Raw genomic sequence first — 14,117 nt, forward strand, 5'->3', positions numbered from 1 at the left:
GCTGCGACAATCCGTCCCGGAGCGCGCCAGCGGCGAGGCTCGGTGTACACTGCCGTTCCCCTTGGGCCGGAGCCGTTCCGATGCAACTTCGCAGCGTCATCGCCGCCGATCACCCGGCACTCTTCGCGCTGTGGTCGCGAACGCCAGGTATCCGCCTCCGTGCGGAGGACGCCTATCCCTTCTTCCTCGCCTACCTTCAACGCAACCCCGGGCTGAGCCTGCTGGTCGAAACCGAAGGGGAGGTGATCGCCTGCCTGATGGCCGGGCATGACGGTCGCCGTGGTTACCTCCAGCACCTGGTGGTCGATCCCGGTTATCGAGGGCTGGGGCTGGCGCGGCGGATGCTCGACGAAGTGCTGGCGCGTCTGGCGGGGGAGGGGATCGGCAAATCCCATGTCTTCGTCCTGGATGCCGCCGAGGAGGCACAGGCATTCTGGCGAGCCCAGTCGGACTGGGAGCGGCGCAAGGACATCCAGGTATTTTCCACTCGGGAGGGACACGCGTGAAACGATTGCATTGGGTTCTGCTGGGCATGCTGCTGCCCGGCCTGGCGCTGGCCGTGGAGAAGGGCTCCACCCTGGAGCCCTGGACGTTGCAGGACCAGTTCGAAAAGGCGCACTCGCTGGACGACTCCACCCGGGTCCTGCTGGTGGCGCGGGACATGGACGGCTCGAAGCTGGTCAAGGCGGCGCTGGCGGAGCGCCCAAAGGGCTACCTGGAGGCGCGCCACGCGCTGTTCCTGGCGGACATCAGCCGCATGCCGGCGCTGATTTCCCGGCTTTTCGCGGTGCCGGCCATGCGTGACTACAGTTATCCGGTGCTGCTCGATCGCGACGCGGCCATCGCTTCTCGCTATGCCTCGGACGAGGGCAAGGTGCTCTGGGTCAGGCTGGAGCAGCGCCGCGTGTTGGAAACCCGCCAGTTGGATTCGCCGGTGGCCCTGCGCATCGCCCTGGAACAACTGCAGCCGTGATCGCTGCCGAATTGCTGTCGGCGGAAAGCCTGGAACTGGGCTGGGCCATCTATGCGCCGCTGCTGCTGCTCGCCGCCTGGCGCGCGCCTTGGGTCGAGCTGGTCAGTGATACCCGCCGCCAGCACCTGGTGTTCGGTACCATGCTCGGGCTGTTCCTGCTCTGGCTGGTGCGCCGGGACTTCGAGTCGGGACTGTCCTTCCATTTCATCGGCATGACCGCCGTCACCTTGCTGCTCGACTGGCCGCTGGCGATCGTGGTGGGGCTGGTGGCGCAGCTGGGCTTGTGCCTGCTCGGTCGCCAGGATTGGCTGGCGATCGGCGTCAACGGCGTGCTGCTGGTGGCGATCCCCGCGCTGATCGCGGAGCTGGCGGCGTTGTTCGTGGAAAAGCGCCAGCCGCGCAATCTGTTCGTCTACATCTTCTGCTGCGGTTTCTTCCCGGCGGCCCTCACCGCGGTGGTGGTCCTGCTGCTCGGCCTTGGCGTGGTCTGGATCGACGGCCTTTTCCCGATGCCGCCCTGGCTGGAGGACTTCGCTGGTTACCTGTGGCTGATCATGTTCCCCGAGGCCTTCATCAACGGCACGGTGATCACCGGCCTGGTGGTCTACTACCCGGAGTGGCTGGAAACCTTCAATCGCACGCGCTACCTGCAGGCGCCCTGGAAGGACGAAGAGCGCAAGCCCTGATGACCAGTCATTCGCCAGGTTCATGGCGGGCGGCGGCTGACTTGCGTCAGTGTTTCGGACGAAGCTGGCCGCGATCCTGCCGTTTTCCCAGGTGAGGAGCGGAACATGGGTGTCCATGAATGGGCCCGAGAGGGCCTGCGAGAGTTGCTGTCGAAGAGCGACGAGGCGGACCGAGCAATGCGCCTGCGCGCGCTGCTCAGCGCAATCGTCGAACTGAACCGGGCGGAGCGCGATGCTGGCGACCTGGCCAGCGAACTGCAATTTCTTGCGGAGAATCTCGACGACCAGCGCGACTACGCTTTCATGCGTCCCTGAAGGAACGGGCCTGCCGGATTGGCTGGCCCGTTGCGTTCAATGCTCGCGAGGCGGCAGGTCGGCGGAGAAGATGTCGTCTTCCAGGGTGTCGCCGGGGATCGCATGTTCCTCGGCGGCCCAGGCGCCGAGATCGATCAGCTTGCAGCGGTCGGAGCAGAAGGGGCGGTACTTGTTGTCGCTTTTCCATTCGACGGGCGCGCCGCAGGTCGGGCACTCCACGGTCAGGGGCTGGCTCATGCTCGGCCTCCTCGCAAGGTCAGGTAGAAGGCGTGCAGTCGTTCGACTTCACGCTGCAGGTGGGACAGGTCGCCGTCGTTGACCAGCACGTCGTCGGCGTGCTTCAAGCGCTCGTCGCGCCGGGCCTGGGCCTGGAGGATCGAGCGCACCTGCTCCTCGGAGACCTTGTCGCGAAGCATGGTGCGCTGTAGTTGCAGATGTTCCGGGGTATCCACCACCAGCACGCGCTGGGTCATCTGGCGCTGGCCGGACTCCACCAGCAGCGGCGAGACCAGGATGGCGTAGGGCGATTCGGCCCTGGCCAGGTACTGGACGATCTCCGCGCCGATCAGCGGGTGCAGCAATTGCTCCAGCCAGCGCCGTTCCTCCGGCGCCTGGAAGATCCGCTCGCGCAAGGCGGCGCGGTCGAGTTGGCCATCGGGCAGGAGGATGCCGTCGCCGAAGCGTTCGACGATCTTCGCCAGGGCCGGACGCCCCGGCTCCACCACCCAGCGGGCGGCATGGTCGGCGTCCACCAGGTGGACGCCGAGGGAAATGAAATGCTCGGCGGCTGCGCTCTTGCCGCTGCCGATACCGCCCGTGAGGCCTAGTATCCAGGGTTGGGTCATTTGAATCCGGCGAATTGCAGATAGGTCCGGGTTATTTGATCACCCCAGAGCAAAGCAATCCACCCGGCAATCGCCAGATAGGGACCGAAGGGGATCGGCGTGCCGCTTTCGGCGTTGCGCAGGCGCAGCATGATCACCCCGAGGATCGCCCCGACCAGCGACGACAGCAGGATGGTCAGCGGCAGGATCTGCCAGCCGCCCCAGGCACCGAGCATGGCCAGCAGCTTGAAGTCGCCGTAGCCCATGCCCTCCTTGCCGGTCACCAGCTTGAACAGCCAGAACACCGACCACAGGCTCAGGTAGCCGAACACCGCGCCGAACAGCGCATCGTCGAGGCTGGCGAAGAGGCCGAAATGGTTGGCGATCAGACCCAGCCAGAGCAGCGGCAGCACCATCACGTCCGGCAGCAGTTGGTGATCGGCATCGATCAGGCTCATCGCCAGCAGGCCCCAGGTAAGCAGGAGCATCGCGCCCGCCTGCCAGGTGAAGCCGAAATGCCAGGCGACGTAGCCGGAAAGCAGCGCGGTGGCCAGTTCCACCAGGGGGTAGCGTTTGCCGATGGCGGCCTTGCAGGACGAGCACTTGCCGCCCAGCGCCAGGTAGCTGACCAGCGGGATGTTTTCCCAGGGGCGGATCTCGTGGCCGCAGCGCGGGCACGCCGAATTCGGCAGCACCAGGTTGTAGGTCGCCTGCTTGGGTTCCGGCTCCAGCCCGAGCGCTTCGCGGGCCTCGGCCTTCCAGTTGCGCTCCATCATCTTCGGCAGGCGATGCACGACGACGTTGAGGAAGCTGCCGACCAGCAGGCCAAGGAGGATGGCGCACAAGACAAAGGCCAGCGGATGGCTGGCCAGGTAGTCGAGGAGGGTCATTTAGACGACGTTGCCCAACTGGAAGATCGGCAGGTACATGGCGATGATCAGGCCACCGACCAGGACCCCGAGGACCGCCATGATCATCGGTTCCATCAGGGCGGTCAGGTTGTCCACGGCATTATCCACTTCCTGCTCGTAGAAGCCAGCGACCTTGGCCAGCATGTCGTCCAGCGCGCCCGATTCCTCGCCGATGGCGGTCATCTGGATGGCCATGCTGGGGAAGATGTTGGTGGTGCGCATGGAGAAGTTCAGCTGCATGCCGGTGGAAACGTCCTGCTTGATCTTGCCCACCGCGTCCCTGAACACCACGTTGCCGGTGGCGCCGGAAACCGAGTCGAGGGCTTCCACCAATGGCACGCCGGCGGCGAAGGTGGTCGACAGCGTCCGCGCGTAGCGTGCCACGGCGGATTTGTAGAGGATGGCGCCGACGATCGGCAGCTTCAGTACCGTGCGGTCGGTGGCGTCGCGAAACTTCTCCGAACGCTTGTAGGCGTGGTTCAGCAGGAAGCCGGCGCCGCCCATCATCAGCAGTACCAGGAGCCACCATTCCTGGAGCACGTTGGAGATATTGATGACCATTTGGGTGAAGGCCGGCAGTTCGGCGCCGAAGCCCTCGAACACCGACTGGAACTGCGGCACCACCTTGATCAGTAGGATCGCCGAAACGATGATGGCGACGACGATCACCGCGATTGGGTAGGTCATGGCCTTCTTGATCTTGGCCTTCAGCGCCTCGGTCTTTTCCTTGTAGGTGGCGACCCGGTCGAGCAGGGTTTCCAGGGCGCCGGATTGTTCGCCGGCGTCCACCAGGTTGCAGTAGAGCGAGTCGAAGTACTGCGGCTTCTTGCGCAGCGAGTTGGCCAGGCTGTTGCCGCTGGCGACTTCCTGCTTGATCTCCTCCACCAGCTTGCGCATGTTCGGATTGTCGAAGCCTTCGCTGATGATGTCGAACGACTGCAGCAGTGGCACGCCGGCGGCCATCATGGTGGACATCTGGCGGGTGAACAGTGCGATGTCCATAGGCTTGATCTTCTTCCCCGCCCCCAGCAGGGAAATGCCTTTCTTGCGGACCTTGACCGGCGTGATGCCCTGCTTGCGCAGTTGCGCCTTGACCAGGGTCGGGTTCTGGCTGGACAGCTCGCCCTTGACCTTGGTGCCTTTCTTGTCAGTGCCTTCCCATACGAAGACACTGGTTTTTAACGCTTTGTCCGCCATGGATTAATCCTTGGTCACGCGGTTGACTTCCTCCAGGCTGGTGATTCCCTGCATGGCTTTCAGCAGGCCTGAGGTGCGCAGATCGTTGAAGCCTTCTTTGCGGGCTTGCTCGGCGATCTCGATGGAGTTGCCTTCTTCCATGATAATCCGCTGCAGGGCGGGGGTGTTTTTAACCACTTCATAAATACCGACGCGACCTTTGTAACCGCCTTTGCAGTTTTCGCAGCCTACAGGCGAATACAGCTTGAAGGTGCCGATCTTGTCTTCCGGGAAGCCCTCGTGAAGCAGGGTTTCCTTCGGCACGTCGTGTTCTTTCTTGCAGTGCGAACAGAGTTTTCGCGCAAGGCGCTGGGCGATGATCAGGTTCACCGAGGTCGCCAGGTTGAATGCCGGCACGCCCATGTTCAGCAGGCGGGTCAGGGTCTCGGCGGCGCTGTTGGTGTGCAGGGTGGACATCACCATATGCCCGGTCTGCGCCGCCTTGATGGCGATCTCGGCAGTCTCCAGGTCGCGGATCTCGCCGACCATGATCACGTCCGGGTCCTGGCGCAGGAAGGCGCGTAGCGCCTGGGAGAAGTCCATGCCCTGGCGCGGGTTGACGTTGACCTGGTTGATGCCTTCCAGGTTGATCTCCACCGGGTCTTCGGCGGTGGAGATGTTGATGTCGGTGGTATTGAGGATGTTCAGGCCGGTGTACAGCGAAACCGTCTTGCCCGAGCCGGTGGGGCCGGTGACCAGTATCATGCCCTGTGGCTGTTTGAGCGCAGCCAGATAGAGTTCCTTCTGATCCTCTTCGTAGCCGAGGGCGTCGATGCCCATCTGCGCGCTGGAGGAGTCGAGGATCCGCATCACGATCTTCTCGCCCCACAGGGTCGGCAGGGTGTTGACGCGGAAGTCGATCGACTTGTTCTTCGACACGCGCATCTTGATCCGCCCGTCCTGCGGCTTGCGTCGTTCGGAGATATCCAGGCCGGCCATCACCTTGAGTCGCGCGGAAATGCGGCTGGCCAACTGGATCGGCGGCTTGGCTACCTCGTGGAGCATGCCGTCGGTACGGAAGCGCACCCGGTAGGTCTTTTCGTAGGGCTCGAAGTGCAGGTCGGAAGAGCCGCCGCGGATGGCGTCGAGCAGCATCTTGTTGACGAAGCGCACCACGGGGGCATCTTCGGCATCGTCGCCGCCGTCGTCCTGGCTGGCGCTTTCCGCCTTGCCGACATCGACCCCGTCGAGATCGATATCGCCGAGGTCGCCGAGGGCGTCCATGGCGCCCTCGTAAAGCTTCTCGATGGCTACGCTGAGCTTGTCGTCCTCTACCAGCAGGGCTTCGGTGGTGAGGCCGGTGCTGAATTGGATATCGGTGACCGCCTGATGGTTGGTCGGGTCGGAGAGACCGATGAACAGTTTGTTGCCGCGTTTCCACAGCGGCAACACGCGGTGCTGGCGGACCAGGCGCTCGCTGATGACATCCTTCGGAATGCTTTCCCGATCCAGGCTGTTCAGGTCGCAATAGGCGATGCCGAACTGCTCGGCGGCCACCTCGACCAACGCCCGGCTCTGCACCAGCTTGGCCTGGACCAGGTGGCTGACCAGCGACTGCTTGTTGCGCGCGGCCTGCACCTGGGCCTGGCGGGCGGTCTTTTCGTCGAGGAGTTCGTTCAGGACCAGTTGCTTGGCAAGGCCGCTGAGAGGCGTGGAATCGTTCATTGGGGAACATCTGAAGAAGGCTTGGAGCGAGACTTATAACGCAGATGCCAAAGGCTGCCAAACCGACGATTCCGAGATGCCAAAAAGTGTCACATATTGCCGGCAGGGGAGAGCGGAACACTTTCGAAGTCCCCGCGAGAGTTGCGAAAGGAGGGCGTTTGAAAGGTTGGCATGCAACCTGCTTTGGAGGGGGAAGGCGTTTGGCCTATACATACCACATGGAGATATTCATGAAAGCTCAGAAGGGTTTTACTCTGATCGAACTGATGATCGTGGTCGCGATCATCGGCATCCTGGCCGCCATTGCCATCCCGCAATATCAGGACTACACCGCCCGTACCCAGGTGACCCGTGCCGTGAGTGAAATCAGCGCGCTGAAGACCGCTGCGGAGTCGGCGATTCTGGAAGGTAAGAAGCTCGTTTCTAACGATTCTCCCAAAAACGATGAGTATGATCTTGGCTTTACCAGTTCTACTCTGCTTACCGGTGACGGTAAGGGGCAGATCAAGATTGACAAAGCTGATACCGCAACTCCGGAGATTTCTGGTACCTTGGGCGGCTCTTCTGGTAAAGGTATTGCTGGCGCTGTCATCACTGTCAAGCGTGATGATAAAGGAGTATGGACCTGCGGCATCACTGGAAAGCCGACCAACTGGAAAGCCAACTACGCTCCGGCCAATTGCCCGAAATCCTAATAGGCTTTTCGGTCTGGTCTAGTGGTAAATGAAAAACCCCGCATTGCGGGGTTTTTCATTATGGACTCGCGATGAATCGAACAAGAGTGATCTGGCAAGACGGGACTGCTTTGCCTTCTTTCGTAGGGCTTGCACTGCTATCCCTGATAGCGGCTATGCTGCTATCGACTGTAATTCATTATGGGGTTTCTCCGAACTGGCACGACCAGCAACGCATATTCCAGTTGCTGTTGCTGAGTGGCTCGTCACTGTTTTTTTTCTTGTATTTTCCTTCTTCGCTTATTAGGCGAAAGGTTTTTGCCGCTCTATTGTTGACTCTCGGGCTGGGTGTTTTTTCCTCCTTTCTTTCTGATAATTCTTCCTGGGCGCTCAAGGAGTGGTCGGTATTCTCCGGCCTGATGCTGTTCTCCTTCAATATTTCCGTCAGTCCCGAGTGGGTTCGCCGTGCCGCTATCTGGGGGCTGGTCGTGTTGGGAGGGTTCTTCTGCTACCAGTTCCTGCTTTCCTATCTCGCGGCCTTCGTCAGCGGACTCCGTGAGTTGAATCCCACGGTTTTGCTCAGCGGCTTTTCCAACGTCCGGACCATGGGGCAGTTCCAGGCCATGCTGCTGCCGCTGATGGCTGCGCTGGGGTTGTACCTGCGAGAGACCGGGCGGTTCAGACTGTCCTGGCTTGTCATGCTGCTGCTGGCCATCCAATGGTGCATCTCCTTCGCCTTGGCTGGACGCGGGCTCTGGTTGGGTTTCGCCGTCGCGCATCTTGCGCTTTGCTGGATCGGCCCCGTGGGGCGCCGCTTTTTGATCGTCCAGTTGTCCGCGGCATTCGTCGGGTTGGCGCTCTATTTCCTGTTAATGGTTGCCTTGCCGACCTGGCTAGGTATCGACATGACCCTCATGTCCGGTATGCGCAGTGGTCTGTCTCTGCGCGACGTGTTGTGGCGAGATGCCTGGGGCATGTTCGTAGCCCATCCTTTGCTTGGGGTCGGGCCCATGCATTTCTCGGCGGTGCCGAACAGCGTCGGTGCCCACCCGCACCAGATGCTGCTGCAGTGGTTCGCTGAATGGGGCGGGGTCGCTGGCCTTCTGGTGGTTGGACTGATGACCCTTGGTCTGCTTCGCGGCGCGCGTTACCTGCGTGAACAGGGCGATCCGATGGACGCCGGACTGTGGCTGGCCCTTGTTTCGGTCTTGGTCCTGGCCCAAGTGGACGGCGTGTTCGTCATGCCCTTCACCCAGACCGTATTGGCCTTGCTGGTAGGCATCGCCATGGCGCGCTGGTCGAAGCCGGTCGCGCCGTCCCCCGCACAGCGCTGGCTCTGTCGGGGCCTGGCTGTCGTTGTCATTGTCGTGCTGGGGCGCGTGCTGCTGCTCGAAGTGCCGGGGCTGACCGCGGCCGAGGAGCGCTACCTGGAAATCCACGGCGGCGGTGAGGCGCCACGTTTCTGGATTCAGGGTTGGATTCCCATGTGAGGGGGAATATCGGTTGAAATCCGGCTGTGCCGAGTGATACCTTCCCCGCGCCGCCGGATTAGCTCAGTCGGTAGAGCAGCTCATTCGTAATGAGAAGGTCGGGGGTTCGATTCCTCTATCCGGCACCAGTCGCATAAAAAAGCCCCGCTTCGGCGGGGCTTTTTTATGCCTGCGATTCGTTCAGAGGGTGAGGCGCATGGACAGGTCGACGGCCCTGACATCCTTGGTCAAGGTGCCGATGGAGATGTAGTCGACGCCGGTCTCGGCGATGTTGCGCAGGGTGCTCTCGTTGATTCCGCCGGAAGCTTCCAGCTTGGCACGGCCGGCGGTGAGGGCGACGGCGGTGCGCATGTCGTCCAGGCTGAGTTCGTCGAGCATGACGATATCGGCGCCGGCCTCCAGCGCCTGGCGCAGTTCATCGAGGTTCTCCACTTCCACTTCCACCGCCTTGCCGGGTGCTATGCGCCGGGCCTCGGCAATTGCCCGGTCGATACCGCCGCAGGCGGCGATGTGGTTTTCCTTGATCAGGAAGGCATCGTAGAGGCCGATGCGATGGTTGTGGCAACCGCCGCAGGTGACCGCGTACTTCTGCGCGAGGCGCAGGCCTGGCAGGGTCTTGCGCGTGTCGAGGAGCTTCACCGCGGTGCCGGCGACCAGGTCGGCGTAGTGCTGGCTGCGGGTAGCGGTACCGGAAAGCAGTTGGAGGAAGTTCAGCGCGCTGCGCTCGCCGGTGAGCAGCGCGCGGGCCGGACCTTTTAGCTGGAACAGCATCTGGTTCGGCTCGACTCGCTGGCCGTCCTCCACCTGCCAGGTCACCAGCACTCGCGGATCGACCTGGCGGAAGACCTCGTCGACCCAGGCGCGGCCCGCGATCGTCGCGTGCTCGCGGGTAATCACCCGGGCCTCGGCCTCGCGTTGTGGATCGATCAACTGAGCGGTAAGGTCGCCGCCGCCGACGTCTTCCGCCAGGGCGGTGCGGACGTTGGCCTGGATTTCGCCTTGGAGGTCGGCAAGGGTGAGGTTAGGCATGGCGGGCTCCTGTACGAGATCGGGCGATTATACGGAGCGCGGCGGACGGCGTCTGTGCCTACCTGGGCGCCGGTCGGGACGGCCGCCATTCATCGGCCTTCGCTTGTGTGAAGAGAGTCATGTCTATAGGAAAACCCTCTATCTAGATTTGAAAGTATCTCTATAATGAATGTAGATACTTGTTTTTGACGCCTGGAAATTGACGTTACGGACGACGCCAATCGATCCTCTGTGCCCGATTTTTGCCATTCCATGCGCGGCCGCGAGGGTGGCAGGAGAGTCCCGATGCAGAACGATGCCAATGTGGTGCACCTGACCAGGGTCGCTTCCGAGCCGTCGCCGAACGCCGGAGCGGGGCGCCTGCCGGTCATCCTCGTGCAGGTGCGCGACAAGGCGGCGCTGCAGCTGAAACAGGCGTTGCAGGCGTTGTTCGACAACGCCGACGACACCCTCTTCGAAATGGCCGACCGAGCCACCAGCAACCTCGAACAGAACGCTTTCTTCGAAGCCATGCGCGACCTGCGCCTCAAGCGCAAGAGTATCGAGCGGGTCTACCTGCAGAAGGTCTTCGAGGAGTTCTCGGCGCTCAACCAGGTACAGTCCGGCAAATCCGTGCCGACCCTGGATACCGTGTCCTTCGACAGCCTCAGCCTGGTACAGAACGAGGAACTGGAGGAGTCCGTCGCGGTGGACGCGATGGTGGCGCGGGTGATGAGCCGCGATGCCACCGCGCTGGCCCACCTGAGCACCCGCCTGAACACCCTGGTCGGCCGGAAGGTCGACGAGAAGAGCAATCCCCTCGCTCCGCGTCCGCTGACCGCGGCTTTCCTCGATGCCTGCCAGGGGCTCGGCGTCGAGATCAAGGTCAAGCTGATCATTCTCAAGCTGTTCGAGAAGTACGTCCTGGCCCATTGCGACCAGTTGTACGCCGAGGCCAACCAGATCCTGGTCGCTGCGGGCGTGCTGCCGGAACTCAAATCCGCGCTGCCGCGGCGTCAGCCCGCTGTCCGTCCCGAAGCGGTGCGCGATGCCGGGACCCTGCAGGCACAGGCTGCGCTGCTCGACGGCGGTCAGCAGGAAGTCTTCGGCGCGCTGCAGGAACTGCTGGCGCAGGTCCGCGACAATCCTTCCTTCTACCGTCGTGAAACGCCTGAGAATGCCGCGCCGATTTCCAGCAACGACCTGATGCGCCTGCTTTCCCACCTGCAACAGCACTTGCCGGGCCCTGGCGCCGCGGAGTTCGACGTCCGCGATGGGGTCGACCAACTGCTCCAGCGGGTCAGCCACAAGAGCGGCCGTTCTCGGGTGGTCGGCCAGGTGGACGATGACGTCATCAACCTGGTGTCGATGCTGTTCGAGTTCATTCTCGACGACCGCACCCTGCCTGATTCGCTGAAGGCCCTGATCGGTCGGATGCAGATCCCGATGCTCAAGGTGGCCCTGCTCGACAAGACCTTCTTCAGCCGCGGTAGCCATCCGGCGCGTCGCCTGCTCAACGAGATCGCATCCGCGTCGCTGGGCTGGGCCGAACACAATGATGCCCGGCGCGACAGCCTGTACCAGAAGATCGAACAGGTCGTGATGCGGCTGTTGAACGACTTCGTCGACGACCCGGCGATCTTCGCCGAGTTGCTGGAGGACTTCATTGCCTTCACCGGCGACGAGCGCCGCCGCAGCGAGCTCCTCGAGCAACGCACCCGCGACGCCGAGGAAGGCCGCGCCAAGGCCGAACTGGCCCGGCAGGACGTGGAGCAGGTGCTGAACCAGCGACTGCTCGGCAAGGTCCTGCCGGAGGTGGTGGTGCGCCTGCTGCGGGATGCCTGGAGCAAGGTGATGCTGCTGATCTGCCTCAAGCATGGCAAGGCTTCGGCCGAGTGGCGGGAGGCCCTGGATACCATGGACGAGCTGATCTGGAGCGTCGGCCCGCATGATGATCCGCTGTCCCGCCAACAGTTGCTGGAGCGCGTGCCAGGCCTGCTCAAGGCGCTGCGCGAGGGATTGGCCAGCGCAGCCTTCGATCCGTTTTCCACCGGTGAATTCTTCAGCCAGCTGGAAACCCTGCATGTCCAGGGCCTGCAGCGCGACAAGCGCGGCGAGGCGGCGGTCGCGGACAGCCCCCTGCTCGACGAAGCGACCCCGGGCACGGCCGCGGAAAAGCCCCGGGCGCCGGTCATGCTGCGGGTGGTCGAGGAAATCGTCCTGACCTCGCCGGACGCCGCCCCGGCGCCTGTCGAGAGCGAAGTGCGCCTGCCGGACAACGACGAGGCACTGCTGCGGGTCGATGCGCTGCGTGTCGGCAGTTGGGTGGAGATCCAGGAGGACGCCGAGCACAAGCTGCGCTGCAAGCTGGCGGCAGTGATCCGGCCCACCGGTCGCTACATCTTCGTCAATCGCACCGGGATGAAGGTCCTGGAAAAGACCCGCATGGGCCTGGCGGTGGAGTTTCGCCGGCAGGCGGTACGCCTGCTGGACGATGCCTTGCTGTTCGACCGGGCCCTGGAGTCGGTGATCGGCAACCTGCGGCGCCTCAAGGGCGCCTAGCCGCTTCTCGAGGACCCGGCGGATGCCGGGTCTTTTCGTTCTTGCGGGGAATACCTTTCCTCGAAGCATGTCGATGCGGCCGATCCAGAGCCCGCCTGATCGTCATTCCGGCGCCGCTGGATTAGAGTGGGGGCTCGTTCAGGAGCCCGTATGCATTTCGATTCCGTTACCGGCTGGGTCCGTGGCGTCCGCCACTGCCCTTCACCGAATTTCAACCTGCGTCCGCAAGGGGACGCGGTGTCGCTGCTGGTCATCCACAATATCAGCCTGCCGCCGGGACAGTTTGGCACCGGCAAGGTCCAGGCGTTCTTCCAGAATCGCCTGGACCCGAACGAACATCCCTATTTCGAGGAGATCCGCCACCTGACGGTTTCCGCGCATTTCCTCATCGAACGCGACGGCGCCATCACCCAGTTCGTCTCCTGTCACGACCGCGCCTGGCATGCCGGGGTTTCCTGCTTCGACGGTCGCGAGGCGTGCAACGACTTCTCCCTTGGCATCGAACTGGAGGGGACCGACACGGAACCGTACACGGACGCGCAGTACACTGCCCTGGCCGGGCTGACGCGGCTGTTGCGCGCGGCCTTCCCGGGGATCACCCCGGAACGCATCCAGGGCCACTGCGATATCGCCCCGGAGCGCAAGACCGATCCCGGCGAGGCTTTCGACTGGTCGCGCTACCGCGCCGGATTGACCGATTCCAAGGAGGAAACATGACGTTCCTGGTGTTGCTGCTGGCCCTTGCGCTGGAGAAGTTCTCCGGCTGGCGCCGGCGTATCCAGCGCGATGGCGCCTGGCTCGCCTGGCTGGGCCTGGTCGAGGACCTGCCCTCGGTGTCCCGCCGCTCCTGGCTGGGGCTGCTGCTCGCGGTGGTCCTGCCGTTGCTGCCGCTGGCCCTGCTGCTGACATTGCTGCAGCCGCTGGCCTATGGTTGGTTGAGCCTTCCGCTGCATCTTCTGGTGGTGGTCTACAGTCTCGGCCGCGGCGACGTCATGGCCGACCTCGGGCCGTTCCGCGACGCCTGGCGGCGCGAGGAGGCCCAGGCTGCCTTCCATGTCGCCGAACGCGATCTGGGGATCCTGGGCGGCAGCGAGAGCGAACTGATCGGCCGGGTGCACAGCCATTTGCTCTGGCAGGGCTACCAGAGCTTCTTCGCGGTGATCTTCTGGTATGCCTTGCTCGGCCCGGTGGCGGCCCTGGCCTATCGCCTGCTGGCACTGGCGCTGGAGCACGCCCGCCAGCCGGCGTTGCGCGAACAGGCGGCGCGCGTCCGGCATATCTTCGACTGGTTGCCGGTGCGTGCGCTGGTGCTGAGCTTCGCCCTGGTCGGCAACTTCCTCGCGGTTATCCGCGTGCTGCTGCACTGGCTGCTGGCCTGGGACATCTCGGCGGCCGCGCTGCTGGGCAAGGCCGGACGGGTCGCCAGCGATGTCGAAGCGGTCGAACTGGGTGCCGCCGGCGTCGCCAGCCTGGATGCGCTCTGGCAATTGCTGGTGCGCGCGGCCGTGCTCTGGTACGCCGTGTTCGCCTTCTGCGCGCTGTTCCTCTGAGCGCAGCGACGGGGAATCCGCCTGCGATTCCCCGTTAACCTTAAGTTACAGAACACCAGGCCGATATCGGGTACACAGGTGAACGTGTCCGCATGATTTCGAAAGGCCATTACCGAGCGGACTCCGTGCGTCAATGTCGCCACGCGGCGGCATCTCTCAGAACGATAAGAACAATCAGGAGACGTCTGGGTGAAGACCGTACTCTATCCCGCTATCGCGCTGA

The 14,117-nt window shown here is 63.2% G+C and carries 15 protein-coding genes and 1 tRNA gene; 10 read left to right on the top strand and 6 right to left on the bottom strand.

Annotated features, from left to right (window positions below; genetic code table 11):
* Positions 1–80 precede the first annotated feature (80 nt).
* The 4 genes from HMPREF2914_RS18775 to HMPREF2914_RS18790 all read left to right on the top strand — a co-directional run bounded on the left by HMPREF2914_RS18775 (position 81) and on the right by HMPREF2914_RS18790 (position 1,974).
* The gene (locus HMPREF2914_RS18775; protein WP_003094666.1) at positions 81–506 is read left to right on the top strand and encodes a GNAT family N-acetyltransferase; all 426 of its coding nucleotides are present in this window, start codon (positions 81–83) and stop codon (positions 504–506) included.
* Positions 503–973 carry a hypothetical protein gene (locus tag HMPREF2914_RS18780; protein ID WP_003094664.1) on the top strand — a complete coding sequence of 157 codons (471 nt, stop codon included), beginning with the start codon at positions 503–505 and terminating at the stop codon, positions 971–973. Before HMPREF2914_RS18775 ends, HMPREF2914_RS18780 begins: the two co-directional genes overlap by 4 nt.
* Complete coding sequence (locus HMPREF2914_RS18785; RefSeq protein ID WP_003094662.1) at positions 970–1,659, top strand: energy-coupling factor ABC transporter permease; 690 nt, start codon at positions 970–972, stop codon at positions 1,657–1,659. Before HMPREF2914_RS18780 ends, HMPREF2914_RS18785 begins: the two co-directional genes overlap by 4 nt.
* A 105-nt stretch (positions 1,660–1,764) precedes the next feature.
* Complete coding sequence (locus HMPREF2914_RS18790; protein WP_003094660.1) at positions 1,765–1,974, top strand: hypothetical protein; 210 nt, start codon at positions 1,765–1,767, stop codon at positions 1,972–1,974.
* A gap of 36 nt (positions 1,975–2,010) precedes the next feature.
* Here HMPREF2914_RS18790 and yacG read toward each other — a convergent pair whose 3' ends face one another.
* The 5 genes from yacG to pilB are packed head-to-tail and all read right to left on the bottom strand — an operon-like array spanning position 2,011 to position 6,610.
* Positions 2,011–2,211 (bottom strand): DNA gyrase inhibitor YacG, encoded by a 201-nt coding sequence (gene yacG, locus HMPREF2914_RS18795; RefSeq protein ID WP_003094656.1) that lies wholly within the window; start codon positions 2,209–2,211, stop codon positions 2,011–2,013.
* Positions 2,208–2,819 (bottom strand): dephospho-CoA kinase, encoded by a 612-nt coding sequence (gene coaE / locus HMPREF2914_RS18800; protein ID WP_003094654.1) that lies wholly within the window; start codon positions 2,817–2,819, stop codon positions 2,208–2,210. Before coaE ends, yacG begins: the two co-directional genes overlap by 4 nt.
* The gene (gene pilD / locus HMPREF2914_RS18805) at positions 2,816–3,688 is read right to left on the bottom strand and encodes a type IV prepilin peptidase/methyltransferase PilD (RefSeq protein WP_023092875.1); all 873 of its coding nucleotides are present in this window, start codon (positions 3,686–3,688) and stop codon (positions 2,816–2,818) included. The genes coaE and pilD overlap by 4 nt, the downstream gene beginning before the upstream one ends.
* Positions 3,689–4,906 (bottom strand): type II secretion system F family protein, encoded by a 1,218-nt coding sequence (locus tag HMPREF2914_RS18810; RefSeq protein WP_023092874.1) that lies wholly within the window; start codon positions 4,904–4,906, stop codon positions 3,689–3,691.
* Positions 4,907–4,909: 3 nt separating this feature from the next.
* Complete coding sequence (gene pilB / locus HMPREF2914_RS18815) at positions 4,910–6,610, bottom strand: type IV-A pilus assembly ATPase PilB (RefSeq protein ID WP_023092873.1); 1,701 nt, start codon at positions 6,608–6,610, stop codon at positions 4,910–4,912.
* 230 nt (positions 6,611–6,840) lie between these two features.
* On the opposite strand from pilB, the gene HMPREF2914_RS18820 reads away from it, so the two are divergent.
* The 3 genes from HMPREF2914_RS18820 (at position 6,841) to HMPREF2914_RS18830 (ending at position 8,902) form a co-directional block, all read left to right on the top strand.
* The gene (locus HMPREF2914_RS18820; RefSeq protein WP_023092872.1) at positions 6,841–7,305 is read left to right on the top strand and encodes a pilin; all 465 of its coding nucleotides are present in this window, start codon (positions 6,841–6,843) and stop codon (positions 7,303–7,305) included.
* A 155-nt stretch (positions 7,306–7,460) separates the two neighbouring features.
* Positions 7,461–8,774: an O-antigen ligase family protein gene (locus HMPREF2914_RS18825; protein ID WP_023980542.1), complete on the top strand. Its 1,314-nt coding sequence runs from the start codon at positions 7,461–7,463 to the stop codon at positions 8,772–8,774.
* Positions 8,775–8,826: 52 nt separating this feature from the next.
* Positions 8,827–8,902, top strand: a tRNA-Thr gene (locus HMPREF2914_RS18830).
* A gap of 52 nt (positions 8,903–8,954) precedes the next feature.
* On the opposite strand, the gene nadC is transcribed toward HMPREF2914_RS18830, so the two are convergent.
* Entirely contained in the window at positions 8,955–9,803 is an 849-nt protein-coding gene (nadC, locus tag HMPREF2914_RS18835) for a carboxylating nicotinate-nucleotide diphosphorylase (RefSeq protein WP_023092870.1), read from the bottom strand.
* A gap of 285 nt (positions 9,804–10,088) precedes the next feature.
* Between nadC and HMPREF2914_RS18840 the strand changes: the two genes are divergently transcribed.
* The 3 genes from HMPREF2914_RS18840 to ampE all read left to right on the top strand — a co-directional run bounded on the left by HMPREF2914_RS18840 (position 10,089) and on the right by ampE (position 13,894).
* On the top strand, positions 10,089–12,344 hold the full coding sequence (locus HMPREF2914_RS18840; protein ID WP_016264271.1) for a DUF1631 domain-containing protein: 2,256 nt from the start codon (positions 10,089–10,091) through the stop codon (positions 12,342–12,344).
* A 150-nt stretch (positions 12,345–12,494) separates the two neighbouring features.
* On the top strand, positions 12,495–13,061 hold the full coding sequence (gene ampD / locus HMPREF2914_RS18845; RefSeq protein WP_003112844.1) for a 1,6-anhydro-N-acetylmuramyl-L-alanine amidase AmpD: 567 nt from the start codon (positions 12,495–12,497) through the stop codon (positions 13,059–13,061).
* The gene (gene ampE / locus HMPREF2914_RS18850; protein ID WP_023092869.1) at positions 13,058–13,894 is read left to right on the top strand and encodes a regulatory signaling modulator protein AmpE; all 837 of its coding nucleotides are present in this window, start codon (positions 13,058–13,060) and stop codon (positions 13,892–13,894) included. Before ampD ends, ampE begins: the two co-directional genes overlap by 4 nt.
* The last annotated feature ends 223 nt before the right edge of the window (positions 13,895–14,117 follow it).

It is taken from the genome of Pseudomonas sp. HMSC067G02 (genome assembly GCF_001813485.1).
Lineage (GTDB): Bacteria > Pseudomonadota > Gammaproteobacteria > Pseudomonadales > Pseudomonadaceae > Pseudomonas > Pseudomonas aeruginosa.